General features: G+C 61.0%; 14 protein-coding genes and 1 pseudogene. 5 read left to right on the top strand and 10 right to left on the bottom strand.

Features of this window, described 5'->3' with window-relative positions; all coding sequences use genetic code 11:
* Positions 1 to 108: 108 nt before the first annotated feature.
* The 9 genes from GSQ79_RS24980 to GSQ79_RS24940 form a co-directional block, all read right to left on the bottom strand.
* Positions 109 to 2,223: an ABC transporter ATP-binding protein/permease gene (locus tag GSQ79_RS24980; protein ID WP_158811459.1), complete on the bottom strand. Its 2,115-nt coding sequence runs from the start codon at positions 2,221 to 2,223 to the stop codon at positions 109 to 111.
* 116 nt (positions 2,224 to 2,339) lie between these two features.
* Positions 2,340 to 2,741 (bottom strand): integration host factor subunit alpha, encoded by a 402-nt coding sequence (locus GSQ79_RS24975; RefSeq protein ID WP_158811458.1) that lies wholly within the window; start codon positions 2,739 to 2,741, stop codon positions 2,340 to 2,342.
* Between the two features lie 122 nt (positions 2,742 to 2,863).
* A complete protein-coding gene (gene groL / locus GSQ79_RS24970) occupies positions 2,864 to 4,510 on the bottom strand; it encodes a chaperonin GroEL (RefSeq protein WP_158811457.1) in 1,647 nt (548 codons plus the stop codon).
* A gap of 48 nt (positions 4,511 to 4,558) precedes the next feature.
* Positions 4,559 to 4,846: a co-chaperone GroES gene (groES, locus tag GSQ79_RS24965; protein WP_158811456.1), complete on the bottom strand. Its 288-nt coding sequence runs from the start codon at positions 4,844 to 4,846 to the stop codon at positions 4,559 to 4,561.
* 329 nt (positions 4,847 to 5,175) lie between these two features.
* Positions 5,176 to 6,612, bottom strand: a complete 1,437-nt coding sequence (locus tag GSQ79_RS24960) for a Do family serine endopeptidase (protein ID WP_246725569.1) — start codon at positions 6,610 to 6,612, stop codon at positions 5,176 to 5,178.
* Positions 6,613 to 6,896: 284 nt separating this feature from the next.
* Complete coding sequence (cynS, locus tag GSQ79_RS24955) at positions 6,897 to 7,382, bottom strand: cyanase (protein WP_158811454.1); 486 nt, start codon at positions 7,380 to 7,382, stop codon at positions 6,897 to 6,899.
* 108 nt (positions 7,383 to 7,490) lie between these two features.
* The gene (gene hflC, locus GSQ79_RS24950; RefSeq protein WP_158811453.1) at positions 7,491 to 8,408 is read right to left on the bottom strand and encodes a protease modulator HflC; all 918 of its coding nucleotides are present in this window, start codon (positions 8,406 to 8,408) and stop codon (positions 7,491 to 7,493) included.
* Positions 8,405 to 9,529 carry an FtsH protease activity modulator HflK gene (gene hflK / locus GSQ79_RS24945; protein WP_158811452.1) on the bottom strand — a complete coding sequence of 375 codons (1,125 nt, stop codon included), beginning with the start codon at positions 9,527 to 9,529 and terminating at the stop codon, positions 8,405 to 8,407. The genes hflC and hflK overlap by 4 nt, the downstream gene beginning before the upstream one ends.
* A gap of 93 nt (positions 9,530 to 9,622) precedes the next feature.
* Positions 9,623 to 10,153: a dihydrofolate reductase gene (locus GSQ79_RS24940; protein WP_158811451.1), complete on the bottom strand. Its 531-nt coding sequence runs from the start codon at positions 10,151 to 10,153 to the stop codon at positions 9,623 to 9,625.
* 131 nt (positions 10,154 to 10,284) lie between these two features.
* On the opposite strand from GSQ79_RS24940, the gene map reads away from it, so the two are divergent.
* Positions 10,285 to 11,130 carry a type I methionyl aminopeptidase gene (gene map, locus GSQ79_RS24935; RefSeq protein ID WP_158811450.1) on the top strand — a complete coding sequence of 282 codons (846 nt, stop codon included), beginning with the start codon at positions 10,285 to 10,287 and terminating at the stop codon, positions 11,128 to 11,130.
* Positions 11,127 to 11,537, top strand: a pseudogene (locus tag GSQ79_RS24930) (UPF0758 domain-containing protein); the annotation flags it as partial. The gene map and the pseudogene GSQ79_RS24930, both read left to right, overlap by 4 nt.
* 434 nt (positions 11,538 to 11,971) lie before the next feature.
* Here the strand turns inward: GSQ79_RS24930 and GSQ79_RS24925 are convergent.
* Positions 11,972 to 12,205 (bottom strand): helix-turn-helix transcriptional regulator, encoded by a 234-nt coding sequence (locus tag GSQ79_RS24925; RefSeq protein ID WP_158811449.1) that lies wholly within the window; start codon positions 12,203 to 12,205, stop codon positions 11,972 to 11,974.
* A 111-nt stretch (positions 12,206 to 12,316) separates the two neighbouring features.
* Between GSQ79_RS24925 and GSQ79_RS24920 the strand changes: the two genes are divergently transcribed.
* The 3 genes from GSQ79_RS24920 to GSQ79_RS24910 form a co-directional block, all read left to right on the top strand.
* Entirely contained in the window at positions 12,317 to 13,273 is a 957-nt protein-coding gene (locus GSQ79_RS24920; protein ID WP_246725566.1) for an IS1595 family transposase, read from the top strand.
* Positions 13,270 to 13,698 carry a hypothetical protein gene (locus GSQ79_RS24915; protein ID WP_158811447.1) on the top strand — a complete coding sequence of 143 codons (429 nt, stop codon included), beginning with the start codon at positions 13,270 to 13,272 and terminating at the stop codon, positions 13,696 to 13,698. Before GSQ79_RS24920 ends, GSQ79_RS24915 begins: the two co-directional genes overlap by 4 nt.
* 91 nt (positions 13,699 to 13,789) lie before the next feature.
* A partial coding sequence (locus GSQ79_RS24910; protein WP_158811446.1) for a hypothetical protein occupies positions 13,790 to 14,240 on the top strand: 451 nt, incomplete at its 3' end.

Raw genomic sequence — 14,240 nt, 5'->3', positions numbered from 1 at the left:
TGATTGCGGGCGAGACCGTCGACCAGGCCACCAGCGGCCTGACCGTACGCGAGTGGCGCGAAGTGGCGGGCGCCCTCAAGCTGGCGCCCTAGCCGCGGCGGCGCGAGTTTACTCGGCCGCGACATTCTCCAGGGTCGCCAGCTTGCCTGTTCCCAGCTGATGCATGTCGATCTGACGGGCGTGATGATCGGCCAGCGACGCGCGGTGGGCGATCGAAATCAACGTCGTTCCCGGCAGCCGAGTCGCCAGCGCCTCGTAGATCGCGGTCTCGAGCTTGACGTCCATGGCTGCGGTTGCCTCGTCGAGCAGCAACCATTGCGGCTTCGCGAGAAGCGCGCGCGCGATCGAGAGCCGCTGTTGCTCGCCGCCTGACAGGCTCTGCGACCAGTTTTCCTCGAAGTCGAGCTTTTCCGCCAAGGCGCCAAGCTGCACGCAGCGCAGCACATCCTGGATCTCCTCGTCCGTATAGGTCGAGGCGACCGATGGATAGGTCACGGCCATCCGCAGCGAGCCGATCGGGATGTAGGGTTTTTGCGGCAGCACCATCAGCCTTGCATTGGGCGGCAGGCCGACCGTTCCGGTTCCATAGGGCCAAATTCCTGCGATGGCACGGAACAGCGTCGATTTTCCGGTGCCCGAAGCGCCGGTCACCAGCACGTTCTCGTTGGCAGCGAAGGTGAGGTTGACGTTGTTCAAGACCTCCCGGCCGTCGGGCAAGCGCAGCGAGAGGTTCGACAGGGCGAATGCGGGCGCTGCCGTTCCGCCGAGCTGCTGACCCGATGGGCCTGCATGCGACAGTTGCGTCGCCCGATCGATTGCCGCGTCGAACGACGTGAGACGATCCACGACCGACTGAAACTCCGCCAGCGAGACATAGGCGTTGACGAAGAAGGTCAGGGCGTCGTTGACCTCGCCGAAGGCGCGCGCGACCTGGCTGAGAACGCCGAAGGTGATCTTGCCGAGAAAATAGAACGGCGCCGCGACGATATAGGGGATGAAGGGGCTGACCTGACTGTAGGTCTGGGTGAAGGACATCATCTTCTTACGGGTCGAGACGATCTGATAATAGTTCGTAACGATCGCGCCGAACCGGCCGCGCAGCGAGGATTTCTCGGTGCCCTCGCCCTGCAGAAGCGCCACCTGCTCGCTGTACTCCCGCAGACGCGCCAGCGAGAAGCGGAAATCAGCCTCGTAGCGTTGCCGGGTGAACGACAGCTTTCGCAGCGGACGCCCGATCAGGTGGGTCAGCAGCGTGCCGAGACCGGCATAGGCGAGAGCCACCCAGAACAGGAAGCCCGGGATCGCGATCGTCGTGTAGGGAATCGTGAAGCCGGTCGACAAAACCCAGAGCAGGATCGCGAAGGAGACGAGCGAGCTGAACTTCGAGATCAGCAAGATGGAGACGGTGTAGATTCCCAGGCCTTCGGTCTGGCCGCCGCTGATGTAGCGGTAGATGTCTTCGGAAATGCGCTGGTCGGGATTGTCGGCGAGCTGGCCGACGAGACCCATCTGGTAATGCGCGTGGTTGTCCAGCCAACGGCGCGAATAGAAGGCGGTGAGCCATTCGCGCCAGCGCATGACCAGCGTCGAGGTCACGACGAATTCGACGACGAGAGAGGCGATGTAGGGGAAGGCGAAGGCGGGATAGAGGACCAGCAGCTGAAACCAGAAAGCGGCCGCATCCTTGGCGTTGAGCGCGTTCATGAAGTCGCGCGAAATGAACGAGATGCGCAGCGCGATGACAACCTGGAACTGGTTGATCAGCACCAAAAAAACGATCATCGCGATGGCGATGGTTCGCTCCTGCGCCCGGAATGTCGGGAAAGGCCAGATCCGCGCCGTGCTCGCCTCGCGCGCCTCAAAATAGCGATCGGCGATCGCCATCATCCGACGAACGGTCGGGCTGAACGAGACCGCGTAAACGAGGATGGAAAAGAACGCCATCGTCAGTGCGACGGTCGAGGGCATCGAATAGTCCGCCAGGGCCGGCGGCCAGAGCCCAAGGGTCGTAATCAGAACCACGGCGCCGAACAGGACGAACTCGATCGAAAAAATCGCCGAAAAGATCCGAAGATAACTCGATATCGATGCGGCCTTCACGGTGGCGTAGGCACAGACGATGCCGAACGCCGCGATCAGGTACATTCCGGTGTCATGGGTGAACACACCCGCGGCGAGAGCTACCGCGGCGAAAACCGCAACCAATATTCCGAGAAGCTTCATGCGGGCGATCCATGACCAAGACGCCACACTAGCACAGAGAAATTGCGCCGCATTAAGGGCAATTCGGGCTCACACGGTTTGATTGAGCCCCATACTGGCGTCCTGTCCGCTGCCGTCTAGTCTTCCAAGGCGGTTTCGTCCTTGGCCGGAACTTGGCCGTTGACCAAAGCGAACAGCACGGGGGACGGACGAAAGGTCAGAACGCGGCGGGGCTTGATCGGCACTTCGATGCCAGTGCGCGGATTGCGACCAATGCGCTCACGCTTTTCCCGGACCGAAAACAAGCCGAAGGACCGCAGCTTGACGGGCTCGCCGCGCACAAGAGACTGCGAAACCTCTTCAAGCGCCATTTCAAAGATTTCGCGCGACTGAGAGCGCGACAAAGCCGGACAGCGCGCATAGATCGCATCGAGCAGATCGGCTCTCGTCGCGGTCCGGCGGAAAGTCGCCTGGGCCGCCTGATGCTCCTGTCGGTCCCCGGCGGACTCGGACTCGGGTGTGGCGAAAGCATCGGACATGTTCGTAATCCCTAGGTTTGGTACCTTGGGTACGGAAAGGGCGCTCCGAAAGTTTCGGAACGCCCTTATTTATCATCGGATAAAGCGTCAGCCGGGCCGAAGCCCGGCTCATGAAGGCTGGACTAGAAGTCCATGCCGCCCATGCCGCCCATGCCGCCGCCGCCGCCGCCCATCAAAGGCGCGTCCTTCTTGGGGGACTCGACGATGATGGCTTCCGTGGTGATCAGCAGGCCAGCGATCGAAGCCGCGTCCTGAAGAGCGGTACGGACGACCTTGGTCGGATCGATGATGCCCAAAGCCACCATGTCGACGTACTCGCCGGTCTGCGCGTTATAGCCGTAGCTATAACTGTCGTTCTCGAGGAGCTTGCCTACGACCACGGCGCCATCGGCACCGGAGTTGTCGACGATCTGACGGGCCGGGGTCTGGATCGCCTTGCGGACGATGTCGATGCCGGTCTTCTGATCGGGATGGTCAACGGCGAGACCGTCGAGAGCCTTGATGGCGCGCAGCAAAGCCACGCCGCCGCCGGGCGACACGCCTTCTTCGACCGCAGCGCGGGTTGCGTTGAGGGCGTCGTCGACGCGGTCCTTCTTTTCCTTCACTTCGACTTCGCTCGCGCCGCCGACGCGGATGACCGCGACACCGCCAGCAAGCTTAGCGAGACGCTCCTGGAGCTTCTCACGGTCGTAATCGGACGTCGTCTCGGCGATCTGAGCCTTGATCTGCGAGATGCGGCCTTCGATGTCGGCCTTGGCGCCGGCGCCGGCGATGATGGTGGTGTTTTCCTTGTCGATGCGGATGCGCTTGGCGCGGCCGAGCATCGGAAGGGCAACGTTCTCGAGCTTGATGCCGAGGTCTTCCGAGATCATCTGACCAGCGGTCAGGATCGCGATGTCTTCGAGCATCGCCTTGCGACGATCGCCGAAGCCCGGAGCCTTGACGGCAGCGACCTTCAGACCGCCACGCAGCTTGTTGACGACGAGCGTGGCCAGAGCCTCGCCTTCGACGTCTTCAGCAACGATGAGGAGCGGCTTGCCGGTCTGCACGACGGCTTCGAGAACCGGCAGCATCGCCTGAAGCGAGGACAGCTTCTTCTCGTGGATGAGGATGTAGGGATCCTCGAGTTCGACGACCATCTTCTCGGGATTGGTGATGAAGTAGGGCGAGAGATAGCCACGGTCGAACTGCATGCCTTCAACGACATCGAGTTCGGTCTCGGCGGTCTTGGCCTCTTCGACGGTGATGACACCCTCGTTGCCGACCTTCTGCATCGCCGTCGAGATCATCGTGCCGACATCGGCATCGCCATTCGCCGAGATGGTGCCGACCTGCGCGATCTCCTCGTTGGAGGTGACCTTCTTCGAGTTGGCCTTGAGGTGAGCGACGATCGCTTCGACAGCCTTGTCGACGCCGCGCTTCAGATCCATCGGGTTCAAACCGGCGGCGACGGCCTTGGTGCCTTCGCGGACGATCGAAGCGGCGAGGATCGTGGCCGTCGTGGTGCCGTCACCGGCGACGTCGTTCTGCTTCGACGCGACTTCGCGGATCAGCTGAGCGCCGAGATTCTCGAACTTGTCGGAAAGCTCGATTTCCTTCGCGACGGTGACACCGTCCTTGGTGATGCGGGGAGCGCCGAAGCTCTTCTCGATCACGACGTTACGGCCCTTGGGACCGAGGGTTACCTTGACCGCATTGGCAAGGATGTCGACACCGCGCAACATGCGATCGCGGGCGTCTGACGAAAAGCGGACGTCTTTGGCTGCCATGGAATTTTAGCTCCTAGATTGGAAAAAGAGGAAGGCGGCGAGCGAGGCTCAGCCGACGATCCCCATGATGTCGCTCTCCTTCATGATGAGGAGATCCTGACCATCGATCTTGACTTCGGTGCCCGACCACTTGCCGAACAGAACCTTGTCGCCGGTCTTGACGTCGAGGGGCGTCAGCTTGCCAGCTTCGTCGCGGCCACCGGGGCCGACGGCGACGATTTCGCCTTCCTGGGGCTTCTCTTTGGCATTGTCGGGAATGATGATGCCGCCCTTGGTCTTCTCTTCGCCTTCGAGGCGCTTGACCACGACGCGATCATGCAGAGGGGTGAACTTCATAGAGCTATCTCCTGTGTGGCCACCGTTGCGAACGCACGGAGCATGTCCGGTTCGCGGTAGGCGGGCTGCGTTAGCACTCTAAGGAAGTGAGTGCCAGCCGCAGGTGGGGAGATAGAGAAGTTGGCGGCGTTTTGTCAAGGACTTAGGCAGTGGCCGTTTTGGGCGATTGCACCTGGCCGCCATGACTCCGGGAGATGGTGTCTACCGCCCGCATGTGACGAAAGCACGTCGGCCGAGAGGCCGATCTGCGCGCAAGGTTAAGATCGGGCCATGTTGCAGGCGCGCAAGAAGGCCGACGCGCGTCGGCACGCCGTCGCAATCTGCCGCAATCAGTAGATCGGCAGCGCCACGAAGCGAACTTCGCCTTGCGCATTGGCGACCAGAAGCAGCGCCGACTTCTTGCCGTCGGTCTTCAGCGCCTCGATGCGCTTGGCGGCATCGGACGGCTGCTTGACCGGTTCCTGGTTGATCTCGACCAGAACCTCGCCGGGCTGAAGCCGCTTGTCAGCAGCGGGCGAACTCGGCTCGATTCCGGTGATCACGACGCCGGACGCGATGCTTTCGGCAATCGTGTATTTTTGCCGCGACGCATTGGTCAGGCCCATGAACGTCATGCCCATAGCGGTTTGCGCCGCCGGCTCGCCAGGCGCCTTGGGAACGTCGACCGGCTTGGGCGCGACAGCGGCAGCATGCACCTCGCCGTCTTCCAGGCGTCCAAGCGTCACCGCCTTGGTCAGCTCCTTGCCTTTGCGTACGACGACGACTTCGACGTCCTTGCCGACAGGAGCCTGCGCGACGATCTTGGGCAGATCGCGGGATTCCTTGATATCCTTGCCGTCGAACCTGACGATCACGTCGCCGACCTCAAGGCCAGCCGCAGCGGCAGGGCCTTTGACATCGGTGCCGGCGACAAGCGCCCCGCGTACGCTGCCGAGATCGAGGCTCGCCGCGACGCTGTCATCGACGTTCTGAATACGCACCCCGAGCCAGCCCCGGCGGGTCTCGCCGAACTTTTGCAGCTGCTCGATGACCGGCTGGACCGTGGACGCCGGCGTCGCGAAGCCGATGCCGATCGAACCGCCCGATGGCGACAGAATCGCCGTGTTGATGCCGATGACGTCGCCCTCCATGTTGAACAAAGGGCCGCCCGAGTTGCCCTTGTTGATGGCCGCGTCGGTCTGAATGTAATTGTCGTAAGGACCGGAATCGATGTTGCGATGCCGGGCCGACACGATGCCGGCGGTGACCGTGCCGCCGAGGCCGAAGGGATTGCCAACGGCCATCACCCAGTCGCCGACCCGCATCTTTTCGCTGTCGCCGAATTTCACCGCCTTCAACGGCTTCAAGGGTTTTACGCGCAGGACGGCGACGTCGACCTTGGTGTCCTTGCCGATGACTTCGGCGCGCAGCTTCTGCCCGTCGGTGAAAATGACGGTGACTTCGTTCGAATCGGCGATGACGTGATTGTTGGTGATCACGATGCCGGACGGGTCGATGACGAAACCCGAGCCGAGCGAATTCGAGCGACGCTCCCGCGGCTTCGGCGCCCCGCCGCCCTGCTGCTGACGCTTCTTGAAGAATTCCTCGAACAGATCGTCGAAGGGCGTGCCTTCCTGCAGCTGCGGAACCACGCCGGCGCCATGCTTTTCTTCGATCGCCTGCGTCGCCGAGATGTTCACGACGGCATCGCTGACGGCTGCCGCTTCATCCGCAAGGGAGTCCGGACCCCGCGCGAACGATGGGGCAGCCGGTAGACCGAGGACCATGGCGAGGGCGAGCGCCGACAAGAAAGCCTTACCACACCCCCGTGGCGCCAGAGCAAGACGGGCCGTTCCGAAGCGTGGGCCAGAACCCATCAAGCAATCTCCCGCCACCATTGTCTCCGGCGCATGTCGCCGAGCAACCACACGCGCGGTCCGAAGGCCTCTCGGACGCACGTCACATATCACGACGATCATGTCATCCCGCGCCACCGGACAAGTCAATTATCCGTGCCGCAGTGCGGCGACCGAGGCAAGAGCCTCGGGTCGCCGCCATAGTATGATGATCGCTATTCTTCCTTGTAGCCCAGGGCCTGGTTGTTGCCCGTGGCGCCATAATATTTGAACGGCAGGAACTTGCCCGACATCGTCATTTTGACGCGGTCGCCCTTTGGATCCGGCAGACGGACCATATCCAGGTCGAAGTCGATCGCCGACATGATGCCGTCGCCGAACTCTTCCTGGATCAGCTCCTTCCAGGCCGGCCCGTTGATCATTACCAGCTCGTAGAAGCGGTAGATCAGCGGGTCGGTCGGCGGCATCGGCATGGTGCCACGCATCGGCGCTTCGTTGAGCAGACGCTTCTCCGATTCGCTGAGACCGAACAGCTCGCCGGCCTTTTCGCACTGCGGCTTGGTCAGCTTCATCTGGCCGAGACAGGCGCCGACGATGAGGACCTCGGACATGCCGCCGATTTCGGCGACGATGTGCTTCCAGGTCCAGCCGTTGTCACGCTTGATGTCGAGGATCTTCTCGGTGAGATCGCTTCGCTTCATATTGCCCCCATCATATCTACCATCGCCCACGTGCTATCCGCGCACACGATTCGGTTGCGAGCAAGCGATATGCCACGGCGAAAGCGATTCGTCGTCCTCGCCGAGGATTTAAGTTAGCGGCTTTTCCGCCGCGGGGGCCGACGCCGGCGCCTTACCGGCCGGCGACTTGAAATAGCGGAAGAAATCGCTCACCGGACTGATCACCATCCGCGTATCGGGACCTTTCAGCGCGGTGTCGTAGGCGATCATCGAGCGGTAGAAGGCGAAGAAGTCCGGGTCTTTGGTGTAGGCGTCGGCGAAGATCTGGTTGCGCATGGCGTCGCCCTGCCCGCGCGCCTGATCGGCCTGCTGCTGCGCTTCGCCGAGCAGCACGACGATGTCGCGATCCGCCTTGGCGCGGATTTTTTGCGCCTGCTCCGATCCCTTGGCGCGATACTCCGAAGCTTCGCGGGCGCGTTCCGTGATCATCCGGTTGAAGACCTGCTCGGAAATCTGCTTGGGCAGGTCGGCGCGACGGATACGGACGTCGACGGCGCGGACGCCAAGACGCCCGGACTCGTTGTTCACCTGGTCCCGGATTTTTTCCATCAAGGCGCCGCGATCGCTGCTGACGATCTGGGTGAGATCCGCTTCGCCGAGCACTCGCCGGATCGCGGAGTTCAGCACAAAGCCGAGCTGGTTGTTGCCGCGATCGAGCGTACCCACCGTCTGATAAAAACGCAGCGGATCCAGGATTTTGTAGCGCATGAAGGCGTCGACCTGCACGCGGGTATTGTCGGAGGCGAGCACCTCCTGGTCCGGCGTTTCGATGTCGAGGATGCGGTTGTCGAGATAGACCACGTCCTCGATGAACGGCACCTTGTAGTGCAGCCCCGGCGTCGAGACGAGGCCGCGCCCGGCGACCGGCTCGCCGAAGCGCAACACGAGCGCCTGCTCGGTCTGCTGCACCGTAAAGAACGACGCCGATCCGACGATCAGAACCGCGATCGCGAGGATGATGAGGGCGATGCCGCCGATCTGTCTCACTGGCCCGCTCCCGGCGTCGTCGTTTTAGCCGCTTCGCCGAGATCCGGCAGCGGCAGATAAGGCACGACGCCCTGCCCGCCGGGATTGTCGACGATGACCTTGTTGGCCCCGCCGAGCACGCGCTCCATCGTCTCCAGATACATGCGCTCGCGCGTCACGTCGGGCGCCTTCTTATATTGCGCGTAGACCTGATCGAAGCGCGACGCCTGACCCTTGGCCTCCGCCACCGTCTGCTCGCGATAGCCTTCGGCCTCCTGAATGATCGCGGCGGCCTTGCCGCGCGCTTCCGGAACGACCTTGTTGGCGTAGGCTTCGGCGACGTTGCGCAGACGATCCTGGTCCTGCTGCGCGGCGGTTACGTCACGGAAAGCGGCGATGACCTCGTCCGGCGGATCGACCGATTGCAGCTGAACCTGCAGGATCAGCACACCGGCCTTGTAGTCGTTGAGCACGCCCTGCATCAGCGCCTGCACGGCCGGCTCGATGTTCTTGCGCTCGGCGGTGAGGATGCGCTGGATCTGCGTGCGGCCGACGACTTCGCGCATCGCGCTTTCGGCGACGGCCTTTACCGTGTCGCGCGGATTGGCGACATTGAAAGCGAAATCCTCGGGCCGGGTCGGGTCGATCTGCCAGATCACCACGAACTTGACGTCCGCGATGTTCTCGTCGGCGGTGAGCATCAGGCTCTCCTCCGCCACGTCAACCTGCGTCGAGGCATTGGTATGGGTAAAGTCCGGCCGCGTGGTGAAGCCGATGTTGATGGCGTTCCGATCGGTCACGCCGAGCTTCGACACCGCGCCGACGGGATAGGGCCAATTGTAGTTCAGGCCGGGCGTCGTCTTGCCCCGGTAGGCGCCGAACACCTTGTTGAGGCCGATCTCGTTGGGACCGACGGTGTACCAGCCAGACAGCAGCCAGAGTGCGACGCCGATCACGACAAGGATCGCGATGCCGCCGACATGCAGACCGCCGCCCGGCGAATATCGGGCGAGCCAATTTTGAATGCGGCGCATCCAGTCGTTCAGGTCGGGTGGAGTCGGCTTGCTGGGGCCTTGCCCCCAAGGACCTGGGTTTCCCGGCTTCCAGGATCCCCCGTTGTCCCCGTCACTGCTCCAGGGCATGCTCGTCCTTGCTCAAATCCGTGGCGACGCAATCATCGCTCGGTCAGTCTCATATAGGAGGCTTAGGCCGAGAACAATGAGGGCGGCCGAGGCTTAGAAAGCACGCCTGACATAGTCAACGAAGACGCAAGCCGCCTCGTCCTTCGGATGGCGAGGCGCGACGACACGACTGTCCTCCCGCCAGATCGCCGGATCGATCGCCGGGAAGAAAGTGTCGGCAACCGGGGCCAGATCGACGAAGGTCAGGCGCAGGCGATCGATGATAGGCATCATACTATCAAACAGGGTCGCGCCGCCCGCCAGGATCACCTCGTCCGCCCCCATCGCGGCCGCCCGCTGCTGCGCCAGCGCCAGCGCGTCTTCGGCGGTCGCCGCCCGCCAGACTGCCGGCCGTTCGACGAAACTGCCGGAACGGGTGACGACGATGCTCTCACGCCCCGGCAGCGCGCGCCCGATCGCCTCGAACGTCAGCCGCCCCATGATCATCGGCTTGCCCATGGTGCAGGCACGGAAATGCGCGAGATCGCCCGGCATCGACCAGGGTAGCCGATTGCCCTGCCCGATCGCACTGTTGCGGCCCAAGGCGGCGACGGCGGTGAGCGGCAGTTTTTGGTCAGCCGCCATGCACCTTGCCCTCGCTGCGTTCGTATTCATGTCTAATAGCGAAGACAAGCAGGCGCACGAAGCTTGCGACGCAGCCAGAAGCGATTAAATTGCTGCCAGGGCGCACCCACCGCCACGCGCCAGGACCTGTCATGACCTTTGTCGATGCCCTCGAAGCTCCCACCCGCAAGACCGGCCAGATCAAACTGCACGGCGAGGACGCCTTTGCCGGCATGCGCAAGGCCGGCCGGCTGACCGCCGAGGCGCTCGATATGCTGACGGCCTATATCAAGCCGGGCACCACCACCGACGAGATCGATACGCTGGTCTTCGAATTCGCGATGGCACACGGCGCCTATCCCGCGACGCTCGACTATCGCGGCTATCGCAAGTCGGTCTGCACCTCGCTCAACCATGTCGTCTGCCACGGCCTTCCCGACCGCAAGCCGCTGAAGGATGGCGACATCGTCAACGTCGACGTGACGTTGATCGTCGACGGCTGGCACGGCGATTCGAGCCGGATGTATCTTGTCGGCGACGTCTCACGCCGCGCCCAACGGCTCGTGGAGGTCACACACGAGGCCCTGCTGAAGGGCATTGCCGTCGTCCGCGAGGGTGCGACGACCGGGGACATCGGCGCCGCGATCCAGGAATTTGCCGAAGGCGAGCGCTGCTCGGTCGTCCGCGATTTCTGCGGCCACGGCCTCGGCCGGTTGTTTCACGACGAGCCGAATATCCTGCACTACGGCCGCCGCGGTGAAGGCATCCCGCTCAAGGCCGGCATGTTGTTCACCATCGAGCCGATGATCAATCTCGGCCGCCCCCACGTCAAAATCCTCTCCGACGGCTGGACGGCGGTAACCCGCGACCGCTCGCTGTCGGCGCAGTTCGAGCATAGTCTCGGCGTGACCAAGGACGGCTGCGAGGTCTTCACCTTCTCGCCTGCCGGGCTGCATCAGGCACCTTACGCGGTCACAGCGCCTGCCGCCCATCCGTGAGCGAAAGCGGCACCCCCGGTCGTGAGGATGCCGCGCCGCACTATCTCGGCCACCGCGAACGCCTGCGCGAGCGATTCCGCAAAGGCGGCAATGCCGCGCTGACGGACTACGAGTTTCTGGAACTCATCCTGTTTCGCGCGATGCCGCGGCGCGACGTCAAACCGATCGCCAAGGCGCTTCTGGCGCGGTTCGGCGCCTTCGCCGATGTCCTGGCGGCCCGGCCGGAGCGGCTGGAGGAAATTCCGGGCCTCGGCGAGGCGGCGATCGTCGAAATCAAGATCGTGGAAGCCGCCGCGCGGCGGCTGGCGCAATCCTCGATCGAGAAGCGCCGCTCGCTCAGTTCGTCGTCGCTGGTGCTCGACTATTGCCGGACCGCGATGGCCTATATCGACCATGAGGAGTTCCGGTTTCCCGTAGCAAATACACCTTCGTCAAAAACCGTACAAAAATTACCGGATTCCGGAGTTTTGTAATCTAAAATAGCTGACCCCGAATTTAATTCGATTTATGTCGAATTTATAGCTGTACATATGCATTGTTTGGAACTACTCGATTCTTCACCGGACTGATTTTGACGCATGCTGAACCAGCATGAAAGACGAACCGGGATATCATTGTTCGTGGAACGAATTTCGGTTCGTTTCTCGCAGCATTGACCAAAAAGGAAAGGCCCCGACGTATGCGCGCCAGGGCCTCTCAACTTTAATGGGAGTGGCAAGGCGCACTCGTCAGGTTGGTGACTCGCCGAGTGGGGGTTCGACACCCCTCGCTTCCACTCCCATTAGTCAAATCTATACATGATTTTGGCTGCATCGGCAACCAGCCGTATCCTGATTCGCAATCATGGTGCGTCAAAATGTCGCCGCTGCGGGTCAAGAAGGACGCCATTCTGCACGAAGATGACGCCGAACGACTCAAGCGCCTTATGCATCGCGACTAGGTTGTTCATCATCGGGCTTCTTTTCCCGCTCTCGAAATCCTTGATTGTCGAGAGGGAGACGCCTGCTGCCTCCGCTAGTTTTTGCTGGGAAATATCGAGCCCGGCCCTGGCCATTCGACAATGTTCTGGAGACATGACCCATGCCTATGAACGAAGAAATCGTTAGTCAACATTCTCGTATTGAGTTGACGCCACACCTGTCAGCTATTTTAGCTGACCTCCACCAAATTGGATGGAGTCAACCGTGTGAGACAACATTACACTCAATCGAAGGCATCGAAAAACCTGGATCTGCACGCTCTCGCAAACGTGTCGGAAGCCGAAGCCTACATGACTCTTCGTCAGATGCGGTGGTTGGAAACTGCTGGTGCCCCGGTTTGTCCGCATTGCGGCTGCTTCAATGCACTGGTCTTCAAAACGCGGCCGATTTTTAGGTGCCGCGACTGCGGGCATCAGTTCAGCGTCACGTCGGGGACCATTCTGGCAAGCCGGAAAATGTCGTGTCGCAAGCTTTTGTACCTCATTGCTCAGTTCGTAGTGAACGCGAAGGGATGCAGCTCGATCGACCTGTCCAAGCATATAGGCTGTCAGTCGATGTCGGCATTTATCATTGCCCACAAGATCCGAGAGGCAATGGTCATGGAGACGGCTGACGTTATCCTGACGGGCGAGGTGGAGGTCGACGGCTGCTACATCGGCAAGTCCCGGCGGAAATCGAATTGGAAGGAGAATCGGGTCGACCTACGGTTCAAGCCCAGTCGGAATCAGAAAGTGATCGGCGTAATTCGGCAAAGGGGCGGGCTCACGTTGACGACAGTCAACAAGCGCGAAACGTTGGCAATTCCGATTATAATCGATCGAGTAGACCATAACGCTGTTGTCTACGCAGATGAAGCAGCTGGATGGGACCGGTTGCGCGAGACGTTTCATCTAAAGCAGATTAACCACAAGGAGTGTTACTCGGACGGCGACGCATGCACCAATCAGGCTGAAAGCTTTTTCTCTCGGGTCCGTCGGGCGGAAAAGGGCATCTACCATCACATTTCCGGAGACTACGCGGACCTGTACGCAGCCGAAATCGCATGGCGAGAAAACAATCGTCGCGTCAGCGACGCCGAACGTTACCTCAAAGTTCTGGCCCTGACTTTACGGCATCCAGTTTCACGGCGATTCGGCGGATACTGGCAGCGAGGTCGCTCATGACGGACGAAGAGGTGCTGACCTCGTTGCGTAAAAAGCGAGACGAAATTGAACGGCAGATCAACTCGTTCGAGAGGAAGATCTCCACCTTGGAGAAGGATCTGTCGAGCATGCGAAACGTGCTCGAACACCACAAGCAAGACATCGTATCTGCCGAGTTTCTACCGCACATGAGCGTAAGGCGGCTTTTCCTCAGAGGGGAAATCCGAGGTTATTGCCTCGAAGCTCTGCAAAACTCTACCGAGGCAATGAGCACTCGCGAGTTGACGCGCGTCGTTGTCGCCAAGAAAGGGCTCGACGTGAACGACGCTGTAATCCGAACCAAAGTCGTGTTCAGCGTCTTTCAAACGTTAAAAACGGCTGTGAAGCGCGGCCTGATTAAGGATACCGGCACGCGACGCAAAGGAGTGCGTTTATGGAGAATTTGAAATGACTGGTGACCTTTGCCTGGTGCCCCTTTTTCTGGGATGCTGTGACTGCCTATCGTGCTCGATTGTTTTTCGAGAGCAGAATCGTTGATTGATTATGATCACGCCACCTGCAATGACCACGAGCGAAAATGCGGCGGCCAACATAATAGGCCAGAGGGCTATCTCAATGATGTGGGGTTGGTCGTTCGCGGCTTGGGAATGGGTTGTAAAAGCCTCGCTTATCGTAGCCGTTATCACAGGTGTTCTAACGGCTTTCTTTGCGTTTGTTGCCGGATACGTCGGGTACGAACTTGCAGACGCGGTTGGAAAAGTCTCAGACCAAAACGTAGCGGCGGCTCGATCTGTTGCCGAGACAGCTAAGGCTGATGCTGCCAAATCCAATCTTGCGGTCGCTAAAGCAGACGAGCGGATTGCTGAGCTTGGGAAAGAGGCGGCACAACTCTCGGCAGACGCTAACGCCAGCAAAGCGGAGATTGCAAGGGCCAACGAACGCGTCGCTGAAGCAAATTTAGCTTTAGAGAAATTAAAGCTGCCAAGAC

Source organism: Beijerinckia sp. L45 (assembly GCF_009765775.1).
In the GTDB taxonomy this organism is placed as follows: Bacteria; Pseudomonadota; Alphaproteobacteria; order Rhizobiales; family Beijerinckiaceae; genus RH-AL1.
This window is presented reverse-complemented; position numbering and strand designations above follow the sequence as displayed.

Bases quoted from the DNA above. Each gene is read 5' to 3' on its own strand.
- GSQ79_RS24940 (WP_158811451.1), bottom strand. From the start codon at position 10,153: ATGGCGGCTGACCAAAAACTGCCGCTCACCGCCGTCGCCGCCTTGGGC.
- GSQ79_RS24975 (WP_158811458.1), bottom strand. From the start codon at position 2,741: ATGTCCGATGCTTTCGCCACACCCGAGTCCGAGTCCGCCGGGGACCGA.
- GSQ79_RS24925 (WP_158811449.1), bottom strand. From the start codon at position 12,205: ATGTCTCCAGAACATTGTCGAATGGCCAGGGCCGGGCTCGATATTTCC.
- groES (WP_158811456.1), bottom strand. From the start codon at position 4,846: ATGAAGTTCACCCCTCTGCATGATCGCGTCGTGGTCAAGCGCCTCGAA.
- GSQ79_RS24980 (WP_158811459.1), bottom strand. From the start codon at position 2,223: ATGAAGCTTCTCGGAATATTGGTTGCGGTTTTCGCCGCGGTAGCTCTC.
- hflK (WP_158811452.1), bottom strand. From the start codon at position 9,529: ATGCCCTGGAGCAGTGACGGGGACAACGGGGGATCCTGGAAGCCGGGA.
- map (WP_158811450.1), top strand. From the start codon at position 10,285: ATGACCTTTGTCGATGCCCTCGAAGCTCCCACCCGCAAGACCGGCCAG.
- cynS (WP_158811454.1), bottom strand. From the start codon at position 7,382: ATGAAGCGAAGCGATCTCACCGAGAAGATCCTCGACATCAAGCGTGAC.
- GSQ79_RS24915 (WP_158811447.1), top strand. From the start codon at position 13,270: ATGACGGACGAAGAGGTGCTGACCTCGTTGCGTAAAAAGCGAGACGAA.
- groL (WP_158811457.1), bottom strand. From the start codon at position 4,510: ATGGCAGCCAAAGACGTCCGCTTTTCGTCAGACGCCCGCGATCGCATG.
- GSQ79_RS24960 (WP_246725569.1), bottom strand. From the start codon at position 6,612: ATGGTCCTCGGTCTACCGGCTGCCCCATCGTTCGCGCGGGGTCCGGAC.